At 68.7% G+C, this 23,541-nt stretch carries 18 protein-coding genes and 1 pseudogene; 9 read left to right on the top strand and 10 right to left on the bottom strand.

Going from position 1 to position 23,541, the window contains the following annotated elements; genetic code table 11:
- Positions 1-820: 820 nt before the first annotated feature.
- The 6 genes from BLP83_RS17510 to BLP83_RS17535 form a co-directional block, all read right to left on the bottom strand.
- Positions 821-3,097, bottom strand: coding sequence for a nitric-oxide reductase large subunit (locus tag BLP83_RS17510; protein ID WP_091246037.1), 2,277 nt, complete (start codon positions 3,095-3,097; stop codon positions 821-823).
- Between the two features lie 223 nt (positions 3,098-3,320).
- Positions 3,321-4,103: an HvfC family RiPP maturation protein gene (locus tag BLP83_RS17515; RefSeq protein ID WP_091245996.1), complete on the bottom strand. Its 783-nt coding sequence runs from the start codon at positions 4,101-4,103 to the stop codon at positions 3,321-3,323.
- On the bottom strand, positions 4,087-4,935 hold the full coding sequence (locus tag BLP83_RS17520; protein WP_091245999.1) for an HvfB family MNIO-type RiPP peptide maturase: 849 nt from the start codon (positions 4,933-4,935) through the stop codon (positions 4,087-4,089). The genes BLP83_RS17515 and BLP83_RS17520 overlap by 17 nt, the downstream gene beginning before the upstream one ends.
- Positions 4,936-5,068: 133 nt before the next feature.
- Positions 5,069-5,365 (bottom strand): HvfA family oxazolone/thioamide-modified RiPP metallophore, encoded by a 297-nt coding sequence (locus BLP83_RS17525; RefSeq protein ID WP_091246002.1) that lies wholly within the window; start codon positions 5,363-5,365, stop codon positions 5,069-5,071.
- A 196-nt stretch (positions 5,366-5,561) separates the two neighbouring features.
- Positions 5,562-6,203, bottom strand: coding sequence for a hypothetical protein (locus tag BLP83_RS17530; protein ID WP_091246004.1), 642 nt, complete (start codon positions 6,201-6,203; stop codon positions 5,562-5,564).
- Positions 6,200-6,688, bottom strand: a complete 489-nt coding sequence (locus BLP83_RS17535) for an RNA polymerase sigma factor (protein WP_091246007.1) — start codon at positions 6,686-6,688, stop codon at positions 6,200-6,202. The genes BLP83_RS17530 and BLP83_RS17535 overlap by 4 nt, the downstream gene beginning before the upstream one ends.
- 254 nt (positions 6,689-6,942) lie before the next feature.
- On the opposite strand from BLP83_RS17535, the gene BLP83_RS17540 reads away from it, so the two are divergent.
- Complete coding sequence (locus BLP83_RS17540) at positions 6,943-7,614, top strand: HvfX family Cu-binding RiPP maturation protein (protein ID WP_245680079.1); 672 nt, start codon at positions 6,943-6,945, stop codon at positions 7,612-7,614.
- On the opposite strand, the gene BLP83_RS17545 is transcribed toward BLP83_RS17540, so the two are convergent.
- Both BLP83_RS17545 and BLP83_RS17550 read right to left on the bottom strand, forming a co-directional pair.
- Positions 7,595-8,845: a sialidase family protein gene (locus BLP83_RS17545; protein WP_091246012.1), complete on the bottom strand. Its 1,251-nt coding sequence runs from the start codon at positions 8,843-8,845 to the stop codon at positions 7,595-7,597. The two genes, BLP83_RS17540 and BLP83_RS17545, sit on opposite strands and share 20 nt — an antisense overlap.
- Positions 8,827-10,965: a TonB-dependent receptor gene (locus BLP83_RS17550; protein WP_091246015.1), complete on the bottom strand. Its 2,139-nt coding sequence runs from the start codon at positions 10,963-10,965 to the stop codon at positions 8,827-8,829. The genes BLP83_RS17545 and BLP83_RS17550 overlap by 19 nt, the downstream gene beginning before the upstream one ends.
- A 103-nt stretch (positions 10,966-11,068) precedes the next feature.
- Between BLP83_RS17550 and BLP83_RS17555 the strand changes: the two genes are divergently transcribed.
- From BLP83_RS17555 to BLP83_RS17580, 7 genes are all read left to right on the top strand, one after another.
- Positions 11,069-11,761 carry a glycosyl transferase family 2 gene (locus tag BLP83_RS17555; RefSeq protein ID WP_245680080.1) on the top strand — a complete coding sequence of 231 codons (693 nt, stop codon included), beginning with the start codon at positions 11,069-11,071 and terminating at the stop codon, positions 11,759-11,761.
- The gene (locus BLP83_RS17560; protein ID WP_091246020.1) at positions 11,758-12,453 is read left to right on the top strand and encodes a TIGR04282 family arsenosugar biosynthesis glycosyltransferase; all 696 of its coding nucleotides are present in this window, start codon (positions 11,758-11,760) and stop codon (positions 12,451-12,453) included. Before BLP83_RS17555 ends, BLP83_RS17560 begins: the two co-directional genes overlap by 4 nt.
- Positions 12,446-13,282, top strand: coding sequence for a sterol desaturase family protein (locus tag BLP83_RS17565; protein ID WP_245680081.1), 837 nt, complete (start codon positions 12,446-12,448; stop codon positions 13,280-13,282). The genes BLP83_RS17560 and BLP83_RS17565 overlap by 8 nt, the downstream gene beginning before the upstream one ends.
- On the top strand, positions 13,275-14,234 hold the full coding sequence (gene arsS / locus BLP83_RS17570; protein WP_091246023.1) for an arsenosugar biosynthesis radical SAM (seleno)protein ArsS: 960 nt from the start codon (positions 13,275-13,277) through the stop codon (positions 14,232-14,234). Before BLP83_RS17565 ends, arsS begins: the two co-directional genes overlap by 8 nt.
- A gap of 82 nt (positions 14,235-14,316) precedes the next feature.
- Positions 14,317-15,543, top strand: coding sequence for an MFS transporter (locus BLP83_RS17575; protein WP_091246025.1), 1,227 nt, complete (start codon positions 14,317-14,319; stop codon positions 15,541-15,543).
- Positions 15,540-15,671, top strand: coding sequence for a hypothetical protein (locus tag BLP83_RS19305; RefSeq protein ID WP_281187143.1), 132 nt, complete (start codon positions 15,540-15,542; stop codon positions 15,669-15,671). The genes BLP83_RS17575 and BLP83_RS19305 overlap by 4 nt, the downstream gene beginning before the upstream one ends.
- Before the next feature lie 271 nt (positions 15,672-15,942).
- On the top strand, positions 15,943-17,313 hold the full coding sequence (locus BLP83_RS17580) for a pyridoxal-phosphate dependent enzyme (protein ID WP_091246028.1): 1,371 nt from the start codon (positions 15,943-15,945) through the stop codon (positions 17,311-17,313).
- A gap of 616 nt (positions 17,314-17,929) precedes the next feature.
- Here the strand turns inward: BLP83_RS17580 and BLP83_RS19310 are convergent.
- A pseudogene (locus tag BLP83_RS19310) lies at positions 17,930-20,515 on the bottom strand (methyl-accepting chemotaxis protein); the annotation flags it as partial.
- 262 nt (positions 20,516-20,777) lie between these two features.
- The gene (locus BLP83_RS17590; RefSeq protein ID WP_091246034.1) at positions 20,778-21,476 is read right to left on the bottom strand and encodes an alpha/beta fold hydrolase; all 699 of its coding nucleotides are present in this window, start codon (positions 21,474-21,476) and stop codon (positions 20,778-20,780) included.
- A 682-nt stretch (positions 21,477-22,158) separates the two neighbouring features.
- Here BLP83_RS17590 and BLP83_RS17595 point away from each other — a divergent pair.
- A partial coding sequence (locus BLP83_RS17595; protein WP_143006772.1) for a tandem-95 repeat protein occupies positions 22,159-23,541 on the top strand: 1,383 nt, incomplete at its 3' end.

Here is a 23,541-nt window from a genome sequence, read left to right on the forward strand (position 1 = left end):
CTGATGTGGCGCCAGCGCTTTCGTCGCTCCGAGCGAAAAGCACGAGCAAGAGCTTTCGGTCAGCCCTGCGGGCTGCCCGACCTCGGTGCAGTCATAGGGTGGGCCCTGGCCCACCATGAGCTCCACGCTCGCCTCGGTTTCCCTTTGTGGTCGAGAGCGAAGAGCAAGAGCTTTCGGTCCGTCCTTCGGCCGGCCCGACCTACTTCTCTTTGCGTGGCCACTGCGCCGCAGGAGCGGCGCGAACGCCGAAGGCGGCCCCGGAGGGGCGGAGGGCAGGAAGCCCGGAGTCAAGAGAAGTAGGCAAGAGAAAGGCCACCCCGCGTCCGCGCCCCCTGCGCATCCCTGCGCAGAGGGTCCGCGTGAGTCCGCGGGTGTTCGTGGACAGTGCATCCCTGCACTGTCACGAACATCGCCGGCCTCCCTGCCGGCGCCCCTTCGGGCTGATCCACGGCCTCCCGTCGCTCCCGAGGGGCCCCGTGGAAAGCGCGGGCTCCTGCCCGCAAGAGCCAAAGCGAGGAGCGAGAAGCGAGAAGCGAGAAGCGAGAAGCGAGAAGCGAGAAGCGAGAAGCGAGAAGCGAGAAGCGAGAAGCGAGAAGCGAGAAGCGAGAAGCGAGAAGCGAGAAGCGAGAAGCGAGAAGCGAGAAGCGGGACTCGCGGTGGCTCATAGGGTGGGCCCTGGCCCACCATGGGCCCGACACTCGCGCCTACCCATCAACACCGAAGCCCACACGCAGAGCGGGCCCGGAATGTTCCGGGCCCGCTCCACGCCCCCTGCGCTCAAACGCCCCGCGGGACAGGGTTCATCAAGCGCTCGCGCCTCTCACACCCGCGCCTCGGCCTCGGCGCCCTTCGGAGCTTCAAGCGCCTGCTTGGGCTTGATCCACAGCCGCAGCGTGAACCAGGCCAGGGCCACGGCGCCGACGCTGAACACGGTGTCGCCGGGCACCCGCATCCACACCAGCATCTGGAGGATCGGCTGCTGCATCAGGTCGGCCGAGCGCGCATACCAGTAGCCGTGTTCGATCGCCGCGGTGAGCTGGAGGATGCCCATCGGCAGCAGGGTGAACAGGGCCATGCCGACCAGGCCGACGTTGAGCGCCCAGAACGCGGTCTTCAGTGCGCGCTCGTTCCATTCCACCAGCGGCTTGATGCCGCGCAGGCAGAACAGCATCAGGCCGATGCCGAGCATGCCGTAGACGCCGAACAGTGCGGTGTGGCCGTGCAGCGGGGTCAGGTTCAGGCCCTGCATGTAGTACAGCGGCAGCGGCGGGTTGATGAGGAAGCCGAACAGACCGGCGCCGACCAGGTTCCAGAAGGCCACGGCCACGAAGAACATGATCGGCCAGTGGTAGCGGCGCATCCACGGCGTGGCCGAGCTGAGCTTGTAGGTGTGGTGCGCCTCGAAGCCGAGGAAGGCCAGCGGCACCACTTCCAGCGCCGAGAAGCTGGCGCCGATCGCGATCACCGCGGTGGGCGTGCCGGTGAAGTAGAGGTGGTGCAGGGTGCCCAGCACGCCGCCGGCCATGAACACGATGGTGGCGAACAGCACCGCGGTGGTGGCGAGCTTGGCGCGGACCAGCCCCAGCTTGGAGAACAGGAAGGCGATGACTGCCGTGGCGAAGACCTCGAAGAAGCCCTCGACCCACAGGTGCACCACCCACCAGCGCCAGTACTCGACCATCGACAGGTGGGTCTTCTCGCCGTAGATCAGGCCGGCGCCGTAGAACAGGCCGATTGCGACGGTCGAGAGGAACAGCAGCAGGGTGATCGACTTGTGCTCGCCGCCGCGGCGGATCGCCGGCACCAGGGTGCGGCCGACCAGGAACAGCCAGATGCCGAGGCCCAGGAACAGGAACCACTGCCAGAAGCGACCGAGGTCGACGTATTCCCAGCCCTGGTGGCCGAACCAGAAGTTGTGCGCCAGACCCATCTTCTGCATCACCGCGAACCACTGCCCGGCGAAGCTGCCGACGACGATGATGATCAGGCACACCCAGAGCACGTTGACGCCAAGGCGCTGGAACTTGGGTTCATGGCCCGAGATCGCCGGGCCGATGTACAGGCCCATGCCCAGCCATGCGGTGGCGATCCACAGCACCGCGAGCTGGGTGTGCCAGGTGCGGGTCAGCGAGTAGGGCAGGAACTCCGACAGGGCGATGCCGTAGAAGTCATGGCCCTCGACCTGGTAGTGCGCGGTCAGCGCGCCGAGCAGGATCTGGGTGAGGAACAGCGCGATCACCACCCAGAAGTACTTGGCCGTGGCCTTCATCGAGGGCGTGACCGTGATCTGCGACAGCGGATCGATCTTCGGCAGCGGTGGCAGCGGCTCCTCCTTCTGTCGCGCGTGGTACCAGCCGAGCAGGCCGATGCCGGCGATCAGGAACAGCACGCTGAACACCGTCCACATCAGCAGGTTCGGCGCCGGCTCGTTGCCGACCAGGGGCTCGTAGGGCCAGTTGGCGGTGAAGCTGATCGCCTGGCCTGGGCGTTCGGTGACCGCCGACCAGGCCGTCCACCAGATGAAGGCATTGAGCGCCGCACGGTGCTCGGCGTCCTTCACCGTGCCGTTCTTCATCGCGTAGGCGCGGCGCAGGTCGAGCATCTGCGGGTCATCGCCGAACAGCGCGATGTAGTGCTCGGCGACCACGTTCATCGCCTGCGCGCGCTGGGCGCTGATGATGAGATTCGAGGTGCTGGCCTCGTAGCCGTTCTGGCGGATCTCGCTCTGCAGGCGCACCTGCAGGGCGGCCTGCTGCTCGGGCAGCAGGTCGGCGTAGTCGCGCTCGTGGGTGCGACGCGCTTCGAGGTCCAGCCAGGCGATCGCTTCGCGATGCAGCCAGTCGGCGGTCCAGTCCGGCGCCACGTAGCTGCCGTGGCCCCAGATCGAGCCCAGCTGATGGCCGCCCATCGACTGCCAGACCTGGCGTCCGGTCTCGATGTCGGCCCGCGTGTAGACCACCTGACCTTCGGGGGTGACGACCTGCTCGGGGATAGGTGGCATCTGCCGATGGATTTCCGTGCCCACCCACAGCAGGACCGAGAACGACACTGCGAGCAGGGCGATGAGCCCCAGCCACAGTTTTCTTTCGATGCTCACGACGCGCACTCCTCATCCGCCTCTTGTTGTGGAGGCGATGCTCCGCTCCAGTGGCCAGAGGCGGCACTGATGCAGGTCAAGCAGGGTGAGATCGAGGGGATGCGCAGGCGGCGGCAGCCGATGGCGTGGGGATGAGCGAGAGCTCCAGCGCTGCGCCTCGAACGACAGACGGACAGGGCGCAAGCGGGGTGAGCGTGCGGCTCACGGTGGGCCAGGGCCCACCCTATGCGAGTGGCGCGAATGCCTCGCGTCGGGTGCCCAACACGACACCGCGGGCGCGCAGGGTGGCCAGCATGGCGGCAGCGGGCTCCATCAGCGTCGCGGCATCGAGGCCCCAGGCGGCAGCGAGCCGCTGCACCAGCGCTTCGCCCGTGTCCGGCGCGCTGCGGATCTGCTCCAGCAGGGCGTAGCCCAAGGGATCGAGCCGGGCGAATTTGACGCTGTGGTCGGCGGCGCGTTGCAGCAGCAGGAGCGTCGGCTCGGCGGGTGGCGCCTCGGGTTGGAACTCCGGGCGGATGCGGTCGACCGGCCATGCATAGGCCAAGGGCCAGGCCTGCGGCGAGAGCACGGGCACGCCCTGCATCAGGTCGCCCTGTGCATCGATGGTGGCGAAGTCCTCGCGCGCATCCGACAGGGCGATGCCGAGCTCGGCCCACTCGTAGTGCGCCAGCTCGGGCAGGAAGGGTGGATCGCCGCGCTCTGTCTGCTCGCGCGTCGAGAGGTAGGCGATGAACTCCTGCCCGACTTCCGGGAACAGTGGCGTTTGCGCGCGGTGCTCGCGGAGGAAATCGTCGATGAGCGCGTTCCAGAAGCCTTGGCCGCGCAGTTTTCGGATCACCGGAAACTGGCTGCCGAGCAGGCCGGCCACGGTGTTGCGGATCAGCTCACGGTAGACGCGCAGCCGGCGCGGCTCGATGCCCGGCGGTGGCGTGTGGTTCTCCGGATCACGGATCCAGTGCGCCAGCGCCAGCTGCTGTCGGCGCAGGGTCTCAGGCGCAGCGGGCATGGGCAGCCTCGAAGCGCTCGCGATGTGACTGCTGGATCGCCGCGATGCGGTCGACTTCGGCCAGCAGTTCGCCTATCGGCGGGAAGTTGAAGTCGCGCTCCAGCAGGGTGGGCTTGAGCCCGCAGTGCGCATAGGCGGCGTCGAGCAGGGCCCAGACCGGATCGATGACGGCGGCGCCGTGGGTGTCGATGATGAGGTCCGGCGCCTCGACGTAGTGGCCGGCCACATGCAGGCTGGCCACGCGTTCGGCCGGCAGCGCGCGTAGGAAGGCCAGCGCGTCGTAGCCGTGGTTGATGCTGTTGACGTGGATGTTGTTCACGTCCAGCAGCAGGTCGCAGTCGGCCTCGTCGAGCACGGCGCGGAGGAAGTCGATTTCGGCCATGGCCTGGTAGGGCGCTGCGTAGTAGCTGATGTTCTCGATCGCGATGCGCCGGCCCAGCGCGTCCTGCACCTCGCCGATGCGCGCGGCGACGTGACGCACGGCCTCGTCGGTGAAGGGCATCGGCAGCAGGTCGTAGAGCTGGCCCTCATCGCTGCAGTAGCTCAGGTGCTCGCTGTACAGGGGGCAGCCCAGCGCATCAAGGAATTCGCGCAGGCGCTTGAGATAGCCCGTGTCGAAGGGCTCCGGGCCGCCCAGCGAGAGGCTGAGGCCGTGGGCTGAGATGGGGAAGCGCTCGCGTAGCGCATCGAGCGCCTCGCGACGCTTGCCGCCGACGCCGATCCAGTTGTCGGGCGCGAGTTCGAGAAAGCCGACGCGGCCGGCCGGCAGGGCCAGCAGCTCGTCGAGGAGAGGGCGGCGCAGTCCGAGGCCGCAGAGCGACAGCGCATCCATTGGAAGAACTCGGCCTCGGCGGGATCGAGAGGGGGGCGAACTGGGCGTGTGCCCCTCGCCACTGATGCGGCGCGCACCTCGTTCGAGGGGCGCGCCGCAGGTGCCACGGTGTCAACTCAACAAGGCCGCGCGATCAGGCCGCGCCGCCACACTTGCCCTCGCCACACTTGCCTTCACCGCAGCTGCCTTCCTTGTCCTTGTCGGCATCTTCGCCCTCGGTGGGCTCGCCGCCGCACTTGCCTTCGCCGCACTTGCCCTCGCCGCAGCTGCCTTCCTTGTCGTCCTTCTTCTCGTCCTTGTGGTCATCGACCAGCTGGTAGCCATGGTCGAGGTCTTGCACCTGGAAGGCCTGGGCAACGGGGCTGGCGATCAGGCTGGCGGCGAACGCGGCGCCCAGGGCCAGGCCGAGATTCTTGGTGGTGCTGTTCATGCGTGCTTCCTCTTCTTCATCGACGAAGGGCCAAGGCCCGGGGGTGATTCCGCCGCGCGTGCAGCGGGGATGCGTGGTTCAAGGGTGCCCCTGGCACCACGCGGGGTTCAAGTCTCGACCCGACCTGCGGTCGGGCCTCAGGTAGAGCAGGGCGCGTCCGATTTGATTGCAGGGGCTTCGCATGGACGGGCCGTGCTCAGGCGATCGCCATCGCCATCAGCACGCCGCGATCGTGGCAGAGGCTCACTTTCAGGCCGCGCGACATCGCGGTGGCCGGGGTTCCGGCGAGGCTCAGGTCCGGCACGCCGCGATGGCGCGCGGGGTCGAACCTGGCCTGGCAGACGCCGACCTCCTCCGCCCCCAGGCGATAGCGCAGCATCACCGCAGGCACCGAGGCGATCGAACAATGGCGTCCGCCGATCAGCACCGCACCCTCGGGCAGCCGGAACGGAATGTCCTGCAGCATGAAGCCGACGCCCGCAAACGCTTCGCGCAGGGCCGGCAGTGAATCGGAGGCGACGTCCAGCGGCTTGTCGAACAGATGGTTGTAGGCGATCTCGTCCGCCAGCGCCTGCAGGTTGCTGGTGTCCTGGAAGGCGCGCAGGCCGAACAGGCCCCAGTAGCCGACGGTGGCCGCCGCCGCCACGCTGGCGGCCACGGCGAAGAAGCGCCGCCGCTCCGGCTGCGCCGGACCCGCGCCCACGCCCTGCGACGGCGGCGGAGGACTGGCCGTTGCGAGTCGGGCGCGCAGCGCATCGAGCTGCACGGCATCGAGCCGTTCTTCCTGGAACTGTGCGCGCAGCGCTTCGCGCAGCGGTCGGGTCTGTGGGGGCTTCATGGCGTCACTCCAGCCCGGGCGCCTGCGGCGTCTCCGGAAAATTTCCTGCGCAACCGGTGCATGCGCGCCAGCAGGGTGCCGCGCGGCGCACCCGTCTGGGCGCTGATTTCGTCAACGGTGTATCCCTCGACCGCCCAGAGGAACAGCACTTCGCGTTCGGCCGACGTGAAGTCGCCCCAGATACGTTCCAGCCACGCGCGTTCAAGCTGGACATCCTCCAGGGCCCTGAGGTCGGCGGGAATCACGGCCTCGGCGTCTTCGATCGGGCTCCAGCGCATCTGCGCGGCGCGCCGCACATCTGCCAGGAAGACATTGCGCACGATGCGCAGGAAGTAGGCCAACGGACTCTCGACCGCCGCCGTGGGTGCCGCCAACCAGTGCGTGACCGCGGTATGCACTACGTCATAGGCCTGTTCCCGATCCCCCGTCAGCGCGATGGCGTAGCGGTAGGCGCGCTGGAAATCCTCGTCACCCAGGCGATTCATGGGTGCCGACCGATGGGGCGATTCGAATCGAACATGGCAGGGGTCTCCCGCGGGGCGCGTTTGCATTCCGTGTCCAAGGATGCGCCTGCGGGCGCTTTGATTGCAGCCCGCCAACACGGATCAAGTCCCTGCGAACCGTGGTTCGTGGTCGCACCCTGATTGCCGCGAAAGCTGTCGCGAGGCGAGCCACTGCAATCAAGCGCGGCGCGATGCGCTCTTCGCGACCGACTTCCACGTCCATCGAGGTGACTCGCGTGTCCACTGCCCTGACCCTGTCCGCCGCCCTGCGCGCGCGTCTTGACGGCCTCGCGCCCTGGCTGGCCCCGCTGGGCCTGCGCCTGATTCTCGCCTACGAGTTCGGCGAAGCCGGCCTCGAAAAGCTGCATGGCGAGAACTGGTTCGCCCGCGTCATGGACAAGTTTCCGCCGCCGTTCTCGTGGATCGACACTGACCTCAGCTGGTTCATGGCGACCTGGGTCGAGCTCGGCGCGGCGGCAGCCCTGGTGCTGGGGCTGGGGACGCGGCTGGCCGCCTACAGCCTGCTGGTGCTGACCTTCGTCGCGGTGGCGGCGGTGCACTGGCCAGCCGAATGGTCGAACCTGGCCCAGCTCTGGCAGGGCTATGAGATCCGCAACATGGGCTTCGGCAATTTCAAGCTGCCCCTGCTGTTCGTGCTGATGCTGCTGCCCTTGGTGCTGGGCGGCGGCGGGCGCCTGAGCCTCGATGCACTGATCGCGCAGAAGCTGCCGCAGACCTCCGAAGCGCGAGCCGACCGCGCCGCCTGGGCCGCGCTGGGGCTGGGGTTGGGGCTGCCGCTTGCGATCCTGTTTCCGTCCTTCGGCCTGGCCCTGATGCTGCTCGGTGGCGTCCTGCTGGCAGCGTCGGCGCGGACGCTGGCGCGCGAGATCAGCGCGGGGGTGGGCTGAGCATCACGCCCCGCAGCTGCGTTGCAGGTGGTGCAGAGGGACCGGTGCTGGCCTTCGGTTCGGTCCACACCAGGGCGGCTCTGTGCTGCAGTGCTGCCAGGCGCGGCACGCCGATGCCGCGACCGGCGGGCAAGGCCACGACATCGATGCGCTGCCGCTCGCCCAACTGGGCATCGAACAGCCCCAGCCGCAGCACGCTCTCACCGGGCGCACCCGCGCCGAGCCAGCTCAGCAGCAGGCCGCCGTCGAAGGCCTCGGCGTCGACGCGGCCGAGCACGGCGGGGCCTTGCTCGACGCGCAGTGGCGTGGATTCTGCCCCGAGCACGCGCAGCCGCACGGCCATGTCGTTCGCATTTGGCATGGTCGACCAAGCGGCGAATACGCGCTCATCGTGCTGGGCCAGGGCCGGCCCGTTGACCGGACAGGCCTGGATCTTCCAGTTGTCGGCGTGGACCAGGCCGCTCACCTGCCAGCCGCCGCGATCGCGCGTGGCCAGCGCGATGTCGCGGATTTCGTGATCGCTGCGGTCGCGCCAGGCGGCGAGATGGCTGCCGTCCGGCCGGCGCAGCAGCGCGGTCCAGCAGCAGGAGCAGGTGCGCGCGTCGAGCTCCTCGCCCTCGCGGATCGCACCGCTGGCGTCGAGCACAGCGGCGCGCAGGCTCATTGCCCCTTCGTGGGCGCCGTGGCCATCCGCAGAATCGCCGCGGGACGTGCGCTCGGCGGCCGCATGACGGCCATCCAGCCAGATCAGGCGCATGCGATCGGCGCCATCGGGCGCCATCGAGACGAAGCCGTGTTCGCTCAGCGTGCCGTCGTCATGCGGCGCAATCGGCGCCGACCAGGTCGCGCCTTCATCCTGCGAGTGCACGACGCGGATGCCGTAGTGATAGGTGCCGGGGCCCTCCTTCTGCAGCCAGAACGCCCACCAGCCGCCGTTGTCGGCGACCGCGATCTGCGGGTGGTCGGCCCAGTTGACGAACCAGTCGCAGCCGCGCGCGACTTCGCGGGCCTCGCCCAGTTCGCCGGCCATCGACAGGGTTGCGACCTGCAGGCGCGCGCAGCCTTCCGGCAGACGCTCCTGCCAGCTCAGCAGGAAGCGCTGCTTGGCAGCGTCGGCGACCACATGCGGGGTGAGCGCCGAGGCTTCGATCGGCAGCTCAATGGGTATGAGTCGCGCGGGCTCGGCGAGGGCAATGCCCGCGCCGAACAGGCTCAGAAGCTGCGCTGCCAAGTCAGTTCGTACCACCGCGGTTCTCCCAGCATGAATTGGCCGGCGCCGTAGGGGCGCGTGGCGTAGACGCGATCGTCCAGATTGCGCAGGCGCAGGCTGAAGCGGCCCAGCGGCGCATCGTAGCGAAGCAGCGCATCGACCGTGGCATAGCCCGGCAGATACGCCGTGTTGGCGGTATTCGCCGCGCTTTCGCCGACGCCGCGCAGGCCGAGGCCCACCTCCAGCTTCGGGCTTGCGCTGTAGAAGGCCCACACCGTGCCGATCCGCTCGGGCACGGCCACCGGATCGTTGCCCCGACGCGAGACGGCAACACCACCGACCACCTCGTCGAAGCGCTCGAACTTCGCATCCAGAACCGCTGCGCTGGCCTCGACGCGCAGGCGCTCGCCCAGCGGCATGCGCAGGCTGGCCTCGACGCCCCGCGCGGCCTGCTCGCCAACCTGGATCAACCGGTTCGGGTTCTCTGGATCGCGGCTCAGCAGGTTGGTGCGGGCGATGTCATACAGCGCCAGCGTCCAGTCGAGGCGCGCGCTGCTGTGCTTCACGCCCAGCTCGACCTGCTCGCTGTCGGTGAGGTCGAAGCTCGCGTTCGCCAGCCCCAGGGTGGTGATCTGCGCCGGCGCTTCGCTGGAGGTCGCGAGCGAGCCGTAGAACGTGGTCTGCTCGCTGAGGCTGAAGCTGAGCCCCAACCGGTAACTGCCGGCGCTGTAGCGCTTGTCGAAGCGCACGCCGCTGACCACATTCAACGAGTCGACCTCGCTGCGGTCGTGGCGCAGGCCGGTGATCAGACGCCAGCGCGGGGCGAAATCGAGCGCGCTCTCGACGAAGGCCGAACGCTGCGCGATGTCGGTGGCGGTGCGCGGCTGGAAGGTGTCGAGGCGGGTGTAGACGCCGCGCACAGGGTTCCGCAGATCCACGGTATCGGTGTAGCGGAAGGGGCTGTCGCTGCTGCGGTCGTGGTCGTTGCGATCGGCCTGCAGGCCGAACACCATCTGGTGCGCGCGGCCGAACAGGGTGTGCGACCAGGCGACATCGGCCACCGCGCCGCGCAGCTTCTGGTCGTGGCTGACCTCCAGGTAGTCGCTGCGGCGGATCAGGTCGGTCGCCGGCTGCCAGGTGTTCAGCTCGGCATTGCGGTAGTAGCGGTCTTCGGCGTTGCCGAACAGCACCAGCGAGGCGCGCAGAGCCGCGCTGGGCTGCCACTCGGCGCGGGCGCGCAGCCAGTCGACGTCCATGCGGATGGTGTCGTCGATCACGTTGTAGTTGATGTCGCGCAGGCTGGGGTCGATGCGGCCATTGATCAGCGGCGAACCGAAATAGCCCTCGCCATCGTCCAGGAAGTGCTCGAAGGCGAGGCTCAGGCGCAGGCTGTCGCTGACCGGCGCCGCCAGTTCGGCGTTGAGGTGGCGGAACTCGAAGCTGGTGTCGCGCGCATAGCCGAAGCTGCCGCGCTCGGCCGACTGCTGATGGCTGGCATCGAGCCGCCAGGCGAGCCCGCCGCCGGCCACGCTGCTGCCACTGCCCACCGCCGCCGTCGTCGTGCCGTAGCGCCCATAGCCGAGGTACACGTTCGAGCCCGCGCGGCCGTCCGCGCGCCGCGGCACCAGATTGATCGCACCGGCCACCGAGCCCTGGCCTGCGGTGAGCGCCGCCGGGCCGCGCAGCACTTCGACCTGCTGGTAGTTCAGGGTCAGCCTGGGCGTGACCTGCCAGCCCGGATAGCGCACGCCGTCGAACAGGATGGGCGAGTTGAACACGCCGGAGAAGCCGCGCCCGCTGATGTTGATGACACCGAAGCTGTAGGCCGGCACCAGGCCGGGGGCCTGCTCCAGGGCCTCATTGAAGCTGGCGTCGCTGCGTGCGCGCAGGCTGTCGGCGTCGATCACATCCGCCGAGATCGGCTGCTGCAGCAAAGGCACATCGAGGCGCGAGGCGGCGCGCGCGGCGCGTTTCAGCGGTGTGGGCGCTTCGCCCTTCACCTCGATCTCATCGAGCTTCGAGGCCGAGGCTCGCTCCGCGGCCGTGGGGGCCCGGGCACCGGAGGCAGCGGTGGAGGCGAGGCTGATCAGCAGGGCAGACGACGCCGTGCGAACACGGGTCCAAGCGGGACGATGGTGCATCTCTTTTCACTCAGGCGACGCAGGGCCGCGTATTGTTCGAGGCCAACGCGAAGCCGCCCATGCGACCGAATGTCGCAGTCGACCCCTGACCCTGTTTCGCAGAGTGCTTCTCCTCGACATGCCGCCCTGCCTTTCCATCGTCATCCCCGTCGGCCCCGGCGAAGCCGCCTGGCGGGCGCTGCTGGGCGACCTGCAGGGCCTTCCGGTCGACATCGAACTGCTGCTGGTGGGCGTGGAGGCCGCGCCGGCCGAACTTGATCCACTGTCGGGTGCCCTGGCAGGACGCCTGCGCTGGCTGCGCGCGCCGCGCGGGCGCGCCATCCAGCAGAACGCCGGCGCGGCCGCTGCGCGCGGCGACTGGCTGTGCTTCCTGCATGCCGACTCCCGGCTTGATGGCGCAGCCCTGCGTGCCCTCGGCAGCCTGGCCCGGCGTCCGCCGGCGCTGTACTACTTCGAGCTCGGCTTCTTCGACGGCCCGGTCCTGCTGAGCCTCAATGCGCTCGGTGCCAACCTGCGCTCGCGCCTGCTGGGCCTGCCCTTCGGCGACCAGGGTCTGAGCCTGACGCGCGCCGATTTCGTTCGCCTGGGCGGATTCGACGAGAGCCTGCGCCGCGCCGAGGACCATGCCCTGGTGTGGGCCGCGCATCGCGCCGGCCTGCGGGTGCGCTCGCTTGGCGTGCGCCTGCTGACCAGCGGGCGTCGCTATGGCGAAGCCGGCTGGCTGCGCACCACCCTGCGCTTCTTTGCCCTGAGCTTCCGCCAGGCGCGTGCTTTTTCGAGGGGCGAGCGCGCATGAGTGGCGCACTGGCCCTGTTCGTGAAGACGCCGGGCCTGTCCCCAGTCAAGACCCGGCTGGCGCAGTCGATTGGCGAGGCGCGCGCGCAGGCGCTCTACCTGGCCTGTGCCGATGCGGTGTCGGAGCTGCTGCAGCGCTTCGCCCGCGAGAGCGGCGTGCGCTGCTACTGGGCCATCGCCGAAGACGATCCGCTGGCGATCGCATTCTGGGCCGCCCGCGGCGGCCTCGACTGGCGGGGCCAGGGCGAGGGCGGACTCGGTACCCGCATGGCGCGCGTCCACCATCGCCTGGTGCGCGAGCACGGTTTCGGCATCCTGGTCGGCGCCGACACTCCCCAGTTGCGCCTTGCGGACCTGCACCGCGCCGCCGACTGGCTGCGCCCGGCGCAGTCACGTCAGGTCTGGGGGCCGGCCGAGGACGGCGGCTTCTGGCTGTACGGCGGCAGTCGCACGGCGCCCGTGGTGCTGTGGGAAAGCGTGCGCTACAGCCAGCCACGCACTGGCAGCGAGTTCCACACGGCGCTGGCGGACTACGGCGACTGGCTGGACCTGCCCACGCTCTGCGACCTCGACACCGTCGAGGACCTGGCCGCGCTCGCCGATGCCCTGCGCGTGCTGCCCGAACCGCTGCCGGCGCAGCGCCGCGTGCTGACCGAGGTCGAAGCCCTGCTGGACGCCCTCCGCCGTGCCTGAGTGGGCGAACGTGCTGCTGGCGAACGAAGGCCCCTTGCGATTGGGCGCCTTCGTCGGCGTGCTGTCCCTGCTGCTGGTGCTGCAGTGGCTGCGGCCGCTGCGCGGCGACGGCCGCGGCCAGCGCCGGCAGGCCACCAACCTGCTGCTGATCGCGTTCGACACGGTTCTGCTGCGTCTGGCGTTCCCGGTGCTCGCGGTGGGTCTTGCGCTTCAGCTGGAAGGGCAGGGCTTCGGCCTTCTGCCGCGACTTGGCCTGCCGTTCTGGCTGGACTGCCTGCTCGCCGTGCTGTTGCTGGACCTTGCGATCTACTGGCAGCACCGGCTGATGCACGTGCTGCCGCCGCTGTGGCGCCTGCATCGCCTGCACCACAGCGACACTGGCTTTGACGTCACCACCGGCCTGCGCTTCCACCCTTTCGAGATGGCGCTGTCGATGGTCTACAAGCTGGTGCTGGTCGCGGCGCTGGGCGCGCCGGCACTCGCGGTGCTGGTGTTCGAGCTGCTGCTGTCGATCGGCGCGCTGTTCACCCATTCCGACTTCGCCCTGCCGCCAGCGCTGGATCGTCGCCTGCGCTGGCTGCTGGTGACGCCGTCCATGCACCGCATCCACCATTCGACCTGGCAGCCCGAGACCGACAGCAACTACGGTTTCCACCTCTCGCTCTGGGATCGACTGTTCGGCAGCTATCGCGAAGCGCCTCGCGCGCCCGAGGCGAGCATGCCGATCGGATTGGAATACTTTCGCACCCGGCAGGATCAAACCCTTCCCAACCTTCTTCTGCAGCCGTTCCGGCCGCAGCCCACTTCGGAGCGCGAACCGCATGCGTGACACCTGGCCCCTGCTGCAGGCGGTGGAATTCCCCGCCCTCGAGCGCGCGGCGCTGAAGACCCTGCAGCTCAATCTCGGCTACCTGTGCAACATCAGCTGCACCCACTGCCATGTGAACGCCGGCCCGCGCCGCACCGAGCTGATGGACCTCGACACCATGCAGCTCGCCTTGCGCGTGGCCGAGCGCTTCGGCGCCGACACGCTGGACCTGACGGGCGGCTCGCCGGAAATGAACCCGCATTTCCGCTGGCTGGTGGACGCCGCCGTCGAACGCGGCCTGCAGGTGATGGACCGGCTCAACCCGACCATCATCGAGGAGCCGGGCTACGAATGGGTGGCCGACTACCTCGCCGCGCGCCGCGTCGAGATCGTCGCCAGCCTGCCCTGCTACAGCCAGGCCAATGTCGATGCGCAGCGCGGCAAAGGCGTGTTCGAGTCCAGCATCCGCGCGCTGCAGAAGCTGAATGCCCTGGGCTACGGCCAGCCCGGCACGGGGCTGGAGCTGCAGCTGGTCTACAACCCCGGCGGCGCCTTCCTGCCGCCGGCGCAGGACAAGCTCGAAGCCGACTACAAGCGCCTGCTCGGTGACAACTTCGGCATCGTCTTCAATCACCTGTATGCGCTGGCCAACATGCCGATCCAGCGCTTCGGCAGCATGCTGGTCTCCAAGGGCCAGTTCGACAGCTACCTCGACACCCTGCGCGGCGCGCACCGCGACGAGAACCTGGCCGCGGTGATGTGCCGCAGCCTGCTCAGCGTCGACTACCGCGGCTATCTCTACGACTGCGACTTCAACCAGATGCTCGACCTGCCGGCCGAGGCCGCGGGCCCGGGCCAGCTGCATCTGCGCGATCTTCTGGAAGGCGCCCTGCCGCGGAAGATCGCGGTCGCCGGCCACTGCTACGGCTGCACTGCGGGGCAGGGTTCGAGCTGCGGTGGGGCGCTGGCCTGATGACAGGTCCGCGCTTGGGCGCTTCGCGACTTCGCCCAAGGTCGCGAGGGCTTCGCGCGGTCGACGGGCGTAGCATGCGCGGATGAGCCCGACCGCCTCCGCCGACAGCGCCACCTGGACCCGCACCGCCCTGATCGCCGTGGCCAGCGCGGCGGCGATCGTCACCTTGAGCATGGGCGTGCGCCAGAGCTTCGGCCTGATGATGCAGCCGGTCGGCAGCGACCTCGGCATCAGCCGCGAGGCCTTCGGCTTCGCGATCGCGTTGCAGAACCTGCTGTTCGGCCTGGTCCAGCCCTTCATCGGCGCAGCGGCCGACCGCTTCGGTACGCGGCCCACGCTGATCGGCGGCAGCCTGCTCTATATCGCCGGGCTGATCCTCGCCGCCAGCGCCTCCGGCGCGACGAGTCTTGGACTCGCGCTCGGCGTGATGGTCGGCATGGCGCTGTCGGCGACGACCTTCGTGGTGGTGCTGTCGGCGGTCGGTCGGGTGGTGCCCGAGGCGCAGCGCAGCCTGGCCTTTGGTCTCGTCACCGCCGGCGGCTCGCTGGGCCAGTTCGCGGTCGTGCCGCTGGCGCAGGGCCTGGTCGGCGCCTTCGAGTGGCGCATGGCGCTGTGGATCCTCGCGGCCCTGATCGCCTTCATCGCCCTGCTGGCCTTCGGCCTGCCGGGGCGCGCCCGCAAGGGCGCTGCGGCCGTCGCCGTCGAAGGCCCGGAACTGGGTGAAGCCCTGCGCTGTGCCTCGCGGCATTCGCCCTACTGGCTGTTGAACGGCGGCTTCTTCGTCTGCGGTTTCCACGTCGCCTTCGTCGGCACGCATTTGCCGGCCTATCTCGTCGACGGCGGCCTGAGCCCTGCGGTCGGCGCCTGGTCGCTGGCCCTGATCGGCCTGTTCAACATCGCCGGCAGCTGGCTGTTCGGCCTGTGGGGCGGGCGCCATTCGCGCACCGGCCTGCTGGCGGCGCTGTACTTCGCGCGCGGGCTGGCGATGGTGATCTTCCTGTGGCTGCCGCTGACGCCGGTCTCGGCGCTGGTGTTCGCGTCGGTGTTCGGCTTCCTGTGGCTGGGCACGGTGCCGCTGACCAGCGGCGCGGTGGTCAGCATGTTCGGCCTGCGCCAGCTCTCGACCCTGTACGGCATCGTGTTCCTGAGCCATCAGGTGGGCGCCTTCTTCGGCGCGTGGTGGGCCGGTCGGCTGTTCGATGCCACCGGCAGCTACGAAGCGATCTGGTGGACCTCGGTGGCGCTGGCCCTGCTCGCTGCGGCGCTCAGCGCGGCGACGCGCGAGCAGCGCGCCTGGCGGCCGGCATGAGCCCGCGCGCGCTCAAGCGCTCCCTGCTGCTGGCCGCGGCCGCGCTGCTGGCCGCGGCCGGCGCGCTCTGGGCGCGCTACGGCAGCGAGATCTTTGTGCAGGGGCTGGGGCCGCTGTTCTGCGCCTGAGTCGCGCGGGCTGTCGCGCCGCGCTGCGCGGGATCCAAGCGACCGAGGCGCGCGGGCGTGCCGCTTGGGACGGCTCCTTCGCGCGTTCCTGCATGGCGGCGACCGCGCGCCCGGGACCAGCGCCGTAGGCCGACCGCGAACGCTTGCCGTGCATCGCAATGTGTTGGCCCCCTCCGCCTCGCAAAGTGTCCGCGCTGCGGATCACGGGTGCGCGCTTCACCTATCATGCGCGCCACATCCACTTCCGATCGGCCGTCCGGCCAAGACCTCCATGCCCATTTTCGACAGCGTCACCGACCTGATCGGCAACACCCCGATCGTGCGCGCCAAGAACCTCGACACCGGCTGCTGCGAGCTGTTCTTCAAGCTCGAAGCCATGAACCCGGGCGGCTCGATCAAGGACCGCATCGGTCTGACCATGATCGAAGCCGCCGAGAAGGCGGGGAAGATCAAGCCGGGTGACACGCTCGTCGAAGGCACCGCCGGCAACACCGGCATCGGTCTGGCCCTGGTTGCCCAGCAGAAGGGCTACAGGCTGATCCTGGTCGTGCCCGACAAGATGAGCCGCGAGAAGATCTTCAATCTGAAGGCCATGGGCGCCGAAGTCGTTCTGACGCGTTCCGACGTCGCCAAGGGCCACCCGCAGTATTACCAGGACCTCGCCGAGCAGATCGCCCGCGAAACCCCGGGCGCCTATTTCATCAACCAGTTCGGCAACCCCGACAACCCGCGTGCGCACGAGGAGGGCACCGGCCCCGAGATCTGGGCGCAGATGGAAGGGAAGATGGACGCCATCGTCTTCGGCGTCGGCTCCTCGGGCACGGTCACCGGCCTGTCGCGCTTCTTCAGGCGCGAGGCCCCGCAGGTCGAGCTGATCCTGGCCGACCCGGTGGGTTCGATCCTCACCCAGTACATCAACGAAGGCACGCTCAGCACGAAGTCGGGCAGCTGGATGGTGGAGGGTATCGGCGAGGACTTCCTGCCGCCGATCTCCGACTTTACCCACGTCAAGAAGGCCTACTCGGTCAGCGACCGCGACAGCTTCCACGCCGGCCGCGAGCTGCTGGCCAAGGAGGGCATCCTCGGCGGTTCGTCGACCGGCACGATCCTCGCTGCGGCACTCCGTTACTGTCGCGAACAGACCACGCCGAAGCGCGTCGTGATGTTCGTCTGCGACACCGGCAACAAGTACCTGTCGAAGATGTACAACGACTACTGGATGCTCGACAACGGCTTCCTGGAGCGCCCGCAGCACGGCGACCTGCGCGACCTGATCCTGCGCCCCTACGCACAGCGCGACACGGTCGTCATCGGCCCGAGCGATGCGCTCACCGTGGCCTACCAGCGCATGAAGCTCTACGACGTCAGCCAGCTGCCGGTGATGGAGGACGATCGTCTGGTCGGCATCGTCGATGAGAGCGATGTGCTGCTGCACGTGCATGCGGACGAAGCCCGCTTCCGCGATCCGGTCTCGACCGCGATGATCACCACCCTCGACAAGCTCGACGTGCGCGCCCCGGTCGAAACCCTGCTGCCGGTGTTCCAACGCGGCCACGTCGCCATCGTCATGGACGGCGAGAAGTTCCTCGGCCTGATCACCCGCATCGACCTGCTCAACTACCTGCGGCGCCGGGTGGCTTGAGGGCCGGGAATCGGGATTCGGGATTCGGGATTCGCAGAATCGAAACACACGGCTCCGATCCGGTTGGTCGGTGCGGCGAGGTGTAAACGGGGCGAGCAATAGGGTGGGCCCTGGCCCACCATGAGCCACACGCTCGCCGCAGCTTGGCGATCGACCCCATCACCCGATCCAAGCACGTCGACTCCACTCGCCGGACCACGGTCAGCGCAACGCTTCGTTCCGATGCGCTGCGGCGACGGTGAGCTTCGCGCGTTTCCGGCGCCGTGAATGCTTGGGAGGCTCGTGTCGGCCTGCGCGTGAGACCGGGGCCAGTGTTCGGCCTGACATAGGGTGGGCCCTGGCCCACCATGAGCCACACGCTCGCCGCAGCTTGGCGATCGACCCCATCACCCGATCCAAGCACGTCGACTCCCTCGCCGGGCCACGGTCAGCGCAGTGCTTCGTTCCGATGCGCTGCGGCGACGGTGAGCTTCGCGCGTTTCCGGCGCCGCGACTCTTCGCAGCCTCATGTCGGCCTGCGCGTGAGACCGGAGCCAGTGTTCAGCTCATGGTGGGCCAGGGCCCACCCTGTGCAGCTCGGCTCTTGCGTATCACCAATCCCCAATCCCGGCCCTCAAAGCCTGAACCTCGCCACGTTCTCCGCCAGCCGCGCGGCCTGTTCTTCCATCGCGCGGGCGGCGGCGGTGGCTTCTTCGACGAGGGCGGCGTTCTGCTGGGTGGTTTCATCCATGTGGGTGACGGTATTGCTCACCTGCTCGATGCCGGCGGTCTGCTCGGCGGAAGCCGCGCTGATCTCGCCCATGATGTCGGTGACCCGCTTCACCGAGGCGAGGATCTCGGCCATGGTGGCGCCGGCGGAATCGACCAGCTGGCTGCCGCTGTTGACCTGCTGCACCGTGTCCGAGATCAGCTGCTTGATCTCCTTTGCCGCGGCTGCCGAGCGCTGCGCCAGCGAGCGCACCTCCGAGGCGACCACCGCGAAGCCGCGGCCCTGTTCGCCGGCGCGCGCCGCCTCGACCGCCGCGTTCAGCGCGAGGATGTTGGTCTGGAAGGCGATGCCGTCGATCACGCCGATGATGTCCTCGATCTTGCGCGACTGCGCGTTGATCTCGCCCATCGTGGTGACGACCTGGCTGACCACCTTGCCGCCGCGCTCGGCTACGTCACCGGCACCGATCGCGAGCTGGTTGGCGCTGCGGGCGTTCTCGGCGTTCTGGCGCACGGTGGAGGTCAGCTCCTCCATGCTCGCCGCCGTCTCTTCGAGCGAGGCCGCCTGCTGCTCGGTGCGCGATGACAGATCCGCATTGCCCGAGGCGATTTCGCCGGCGGCCGAGTTGATCGCGCCCACCGCCGCCTGGATCTCGCCGACGATTTCGCGCAGGCTGTCCACCGTGGCATTGGCGTCGTTCTTGATCTCGCCGAACACTCCGACCATGTCGGTGCTGATGCGGTTCGAGAGCTCACCGCGCGCGAGGCCCGACAGCACCCGCCGGATTTCGCGCAGGCTGGTGTCGACCTGGTCCAGCAGGGTGTTGAGGCTGTTGGAAACCAGCGCATAGAAGCCGCTGCGGCCCTCGGTGGCCATGCGCTCGGTCAGGATGCCGCGTGCTGCCGCCTGCACCACTTCGGCAATCTCCTGCTCGAAGCGCACGTCGATGGTGCGATCGTGCCATTCGACGACGAAGCCGATCCGCTCGCCACGCTCGTCGTTCACCGGATTGACGAACAGCTCGAAGATGGCAGCGCCCAGCTGGATCCGCGTCCGATGCTGGTCGCGGATCCCGTCAAGGCGTCCGCGCACCTGTTCGACCTGCTTGCCGTGGAAGCGATGGATGCTCTTGCCGACGATGTCCCTGGGATCGAACTCGGGAATCTGTTTGCGGATCTCCGCCAACTGGTCGCTGAGCATGCGCGACACGCGCGGGTTGGCGAACACGATGGTGTGCTCGTTGTCGGCGATCATCACGCCCACGCTCGCCTGGTCAAGCGCGAGCCGCACGCGCAGGTTCTCGCGGGCCACCGCCTGGTCGCGCTCGATGCGGCCCTTGATCTCGGCGGCCATGCGCGACATCGAACGGTTGAGCCGACCCAGTTCGTCCTCGCGGCTCACATCGATGCGCGCATCGAAGTTGCCGCCGGCGAGTTGCTCGATCGACGCCACCGAGCCGGCCAGCGGGGCACCGACCAGCCGACGCAGCAGCAGGATCGTGGCGGTGATCACCACGATCGACATCACCAGGGCCACCCAGAACACGGTGACCCTGACTGCGCGTGCACCGGCGAGCAGTTCCTGCAGCGGCAGTTCGGCGCCCAGCGCGAAGCGGCCGGGATAGTTGCCGATGCGGATAGGCACATAGACCTGCGCGCTGTCCTCGTCGAAGACTTCAAAGCTGCGATCCGCCGCCACGGCGGCCCGCATCTCGCCGGCATAGCTTGCCTCGAAGGGCTTGCCAATCGCTTCCGCGTTGCGGTCTGCCACCAGCAGGCCCTGCGCCGACACCAGCCGCACCTGGCCCGCCTGTCCCACCGTTACGCCGGCCAGCCGCTGCTGCAGGACCGCGAGGCCGGTATCGATGCAGACGATGCCGATGAACTCGCCGTTGCGAAGAATCGGCGTGGTGAAGGTGGTGATCAGAACGTCCTTGCCGTCGATGGGATAGAGATAGGGCTCGATCATCACTTCGCCCTTGCTCTGCTTCGAGAGCAGGTAGTAATCGCCGGCGCCAGGCGTGTCGTAATCCTCCAATACGGTGGCTTCGACGCCGCCCGACGCGTGGAAGAAGTAGGGAACGAAGCGTCCGCTGGCGTCGTGCAGGGCATCGGCCGAAACGAATTCGGCGTCACGACCGTCGAAGGCCCCGGGCTCGAAGCCGATCGCCATACCGACAAACTGGGTTTGAGGTGCCAGCAGGCCGCGCGCGCGCTCGGCGGCGGCGGCGCGGTCCTGGCGCCCGGCTTCGATATCGTCGAGCAGGGTTCGCGCCAGCGAGCGGGTCAGCAGCGGGCCTTGGTTCAACAAGTCCCCCACGGCATTGGCCTCGGCGCGCGCGATTGCCCTCAACTCCAGCATGGCCGCTTCGCGCGCAACCTCCGCCGCCCGCTGGTAGATCAGCAGGCCCGCAATCACGAACCCGATGATGGACAGGGCCCCAATCAGCAAAGCGGCCTTCGCGGCCACGCTCCAGCGACGGAAACTCGGCATGGGTGCATCCCGTTCTGATCGTGGCGCTCCGCATTGCAACTGACATGCCCGAACTGCGGAACGGGACTGGCCCAGCGGTTCGCCGGGGGGGTGCCGGCGCGCGCTACCGCCTGCGCCCGGCATCGCTGCGGCGCGCCCTGCGACGGGCGCGCGCCGTGGCTCGACCGCGGCAGCGCCCTGCGCGACCTGCCACCCGAGCCGGATACCCCACGCACAGGGCGCCCCGGCGGCGCCCTGTGCCGGTGCTTGCCTGCGCGTGCGGCTACTGGATCAGGTCCACCTGCTTCACCGCGGTGTAGTCCAGCAGGCCGAAGTGCCCAAAGGTGTAGGTGGTGCTGCTGTTCTCGCCCCAGATCGAACTGGAGTGCACGCCGCCCACCGTACACACGCCGCTGCCGCAGACGATCTGGTCGTAGTAGGACTTGATCGAATGCACGCGGTCGCCGAAGCGCACCCCGTTCAAGCCCGTGAGGAAAGGGCTGCCCACCGACAGCCCCCAGTAGCCGCAGGTGCTGGTGGCGACATTCCAGGGATAGCTGCCGCAGGTCCACAGGCCGCGAAAGGCCCCGGCGATGCCGACGAAGCTCTGCACGTAGGGGCGCAGGCCGTTCTGCTGGATCACCCGCCCGGCCAGGGTGCCGCCCATCGAGTGGGTGATCACATCGACCTTGCCGGTGCACGATCCGGCGATGGCATCGACCATCGCGTTCAGCACCGGCGTCTCCTCGCTGCCGCTGTGGTCGTTGCAGGCCGCGCAGGTCTTGCTGCCCCAGCTGGGTCGGTGGATCTGCGCATCGCTGTAGCCGCGGCGCTTGAGCTCGGCCACGGTGTTGGCCCAGTCGGCGGGCGCGCCGGTGTTGCCGTGGACCAGCACCACGGCGTCGCGGCAGGTCTGTGCGGCCGCGGGCAGCGCGCACAGGGCGAAGGCGGCCAGGGCGGCCGCGCGGATCAGAGTCTTCATGCTGTTCCCTCCCCAGGGTGATGGCGGGCGGCCGTGGGCGGCCGTCTATCGCCATGGAGAGGCTGCGCCCGTCTCGTCTCCGGCGCACTCGTACCAAAGGGCTGGGTATAAAGTGTGCGCTGCGCCTCACTCTGGCGCTTTGTTCAGTTGGGTGAACGACAGGCCCGAGCACGGCCCTTGCAGCCGTCACGGCTGCACAGGGCCGGCAAGCGATGGCCCGGCTCACGACCCAAGGGGGTGCACGTGCAAGCCATTGATCTGACTCACCTGCCGGTCCCGGTAGCGGCGCAGGAACAGACGGAAAACCGTCGCCACGGCGTCTTGCGCCAGCGCTTTGACGCTGCCCTCAGCGGAAAGTCCGCCGCCGAGAACGGCTGCGGCCGCTGCCGCCCGCTCTGTGGAATTAACCGTTCGTCAGCCGTCGCCCAGCCTCGCGGCCCGTCTGCGCGGCCACGCCAGAGGCGTGCCACCGGCTCTCCATTCCGCCCGATCGGTCTCGTACCGGTGGGGCTGAACGCCTGCCCGTCCATGGCGGACAGGTCTGCTGCACCCCCGGCCTACGGGCTGGGTGACGCCACGCGCAAGCGTGGGATGGGTCATCCAGCCGGCAGGCGGTGCCCGTGACACGAAGCACCGCTTCCGGTGCCTGGACCTTTTCGAACCACTGACTCGAGAACTGACCATGACTGATCAACATCCCATGCCGCGGGGCGTACCCCCGGCCACGCCCAGCGGCTCGCGCTGGCTGCCCTTGGGCAGCCTGTTCGGCCTGCTCTTCGCGGCAGGCGCCGCGTCCGCCGCAGCCCCGGTGTTCATCAACTCCCCGGGCAACCAGACCATGGCGGAGGACGGCACCCTCAACGTCACCGCCGAAGTGTTCGACGCCGATGGCGACCCGATCGCACTGAGCGCGGTGTCGGGCAACCAGACCATCATCCCCAACAACCGCATCACCGTTTCGCCGGTCTCCGCCGGCAACGGCGTGCGGACGATCACCATCCAGCCGGCGCCCAACCAGAACGGTTCGCCCACCCAGATCACCCTGACCGCGTTGGCCAACGGCGAGACGGTGCAGGCGCTGTTCACGGTGACGGTGAGTTCGGTCAACGACGCCCCGGTCACCGCGGCGGACAGCTACAGCGCGGTCGAAGACACGCCGTTCACCGCCTCCACCTCGGTGCTGGCCAACGACAGCGACCTGCAGGGCGGCGCGCCCGGCGAAAACAATCTGCCGATGACGGCGGTGCTGGGCACCGGTCCGTCGAATGCTGCGAGCTTCACGCTCAACAGCGACGGCACCTTCAGCTACACGCCGGCGGCCAACTTCAACGGCACCGACAGCTTTACCTACCGCGCCCGCGACAGCCTGGGGGCGGAGTCGGCGCTGACCACGGTGACGCTGAGCGTCTCGGAAGTGAATGACGCGCCGGTGGCGACCGACGACAGCATCGGAGCGATCGCCGAGGACAGCGGCGACTACATCATCGACTTTGTCGACCTGCTGGCTAACGACAACCCGGGCGGCGCCGGCACTGAAGCCGCGCAGACGCTGAACATCACCGCGGTCAACAGCGCGGTGGGCGGCACGGTCAACATCGTCGGCAGCGAGGTCGTGTTCTCGCCGACCCTGAACTTCAATGGGGCAGCCAGCTTCGTCTACACCGTTACGGACAACGGCACCACCAACGGTGGGGCGGATCCGCTGACGGATACTGCGACTGTGTCGTTCACGGTGACCGAGGTCAACGACGCGCCGGTGGCGGTGGACGATACGCCGGCGGGCACCTACCTGGAGGAGGCGACGCAGTACGTGTTCACGGCGGCCTCGCTGCTGGCGAACGACAACGCGGGCCCGGAAGAGGGTAGCCAGACGATCACGATCGACAGCGTGGGTGCTGCCGTGGGTGGTTCGGTGAGCCTGGTCGGCACGGATCCGGTGTTCGTGCCGGCTGCTAACTTCAACGGTGCGGCGAGCTTCACCTACACGATCATCGACAACGGCACGACCAACGGCGCACCTGACGTCCTGACCGACACGGCGACGGTGAGCTTCGAGATCACCGCG

This window comes from Aquimonas voraii, from assembly GCF_900101825.1.
In the GTDB taxonomy this organism is placed as follows: Bacteria; Pseudomonadota; Gammaproteobacteria; order Xanthomonadales; family Xanthomonadaceae; genus Aquimonas; species Aquimonas voraii.

Bases quoted from the DNA above. Each gene is read 5' to 3' on its own strand.
- BLP83_RS17515 (WP_091245996.1), bottom strand. From the start codon at position 4,103: ATGCCCGCTGCGCCTGAGACCCTGCGCCGACAGCAGCTGGCGCTGGCG.
- BLP83_RS17520 (WP_091245999.1), bottom strand. From the start codon at position 4,935: ATGGATGCGCTGTCGCTCTGCGGCCTCGGACTGCGCCGCCCTCTCCTC.
- BLP83_RS17525 (WP_091246002.1), bottom strand. From the start codon at position 5,365: ATGAACAGCACCACCAAGAATCTCGGCCTGGCCCTGGGCGCCGCGTTC.
- BLP83_RS17530 (WP_091246004.1), bottom strand. From the start codon at position 6,203: ATGAAGCCCCCACAGACCCGACCGCTGCGCGAAGCGCTGCGCGCACAG.
- BLP83_RS17535 (WP_091246007.1), bottom strand. From the start codon at position 6,688: ATGAATCGCCTGGGTGACGAGGATTTCCAGCGCGCCTACCGCTACGCC.
- BLP83_RS17550 (WP_091246015.1), bottom strand. From the start codon at position 10,965: ATGCACCATCGTCCCGCTTGGACCCGTGTTCGCACGGCGTCGTCTGCC.
- BLP83_RS17560 (WP_091246020.1), top strand. From the start codon at position 11,758: ATGAGTGGCGCACTGGCCCTGTTCGTGAAGACGCCGGGCCTGTCCCCA.
- arsS (WP_091246023.1), top strand. From the start codon at position 13,275: ATGCGTGACACCTGGCCCCTGCTGCAGGCGGTGGAATTCCCCGCCCTC.
- BLP83_RS17575 (WP_091246025.1), top strand. From the start codon at position 14,317: ATGAGCCCGACCGCCTCCGCCGACAGCGCCACCTGGACCCGCACCGCC.
- BLP83_RS19305 (WP_281187143.1), top strand. From the start codon at position 15,540: ATGAGCCCGCGCGCGCTCAAGCGCTCCCTGCTGCTGGCCGCGGCCGCG.
- BLP83_RS17580 (WP_091246028.1), top strand. From the start codon at position 15,943: ATGCCCATTTTCGACAGCGTCACCGACCTGATCGGCAACACCCCGATC.
- BLP83_RS17590 (WP_091246034.1), bottom strand. From the start codon at position 21,476: ATGAAGACTCTGATCCGCGCGGCCGCCCTGGCCGCCTTCGCCCTGTGC.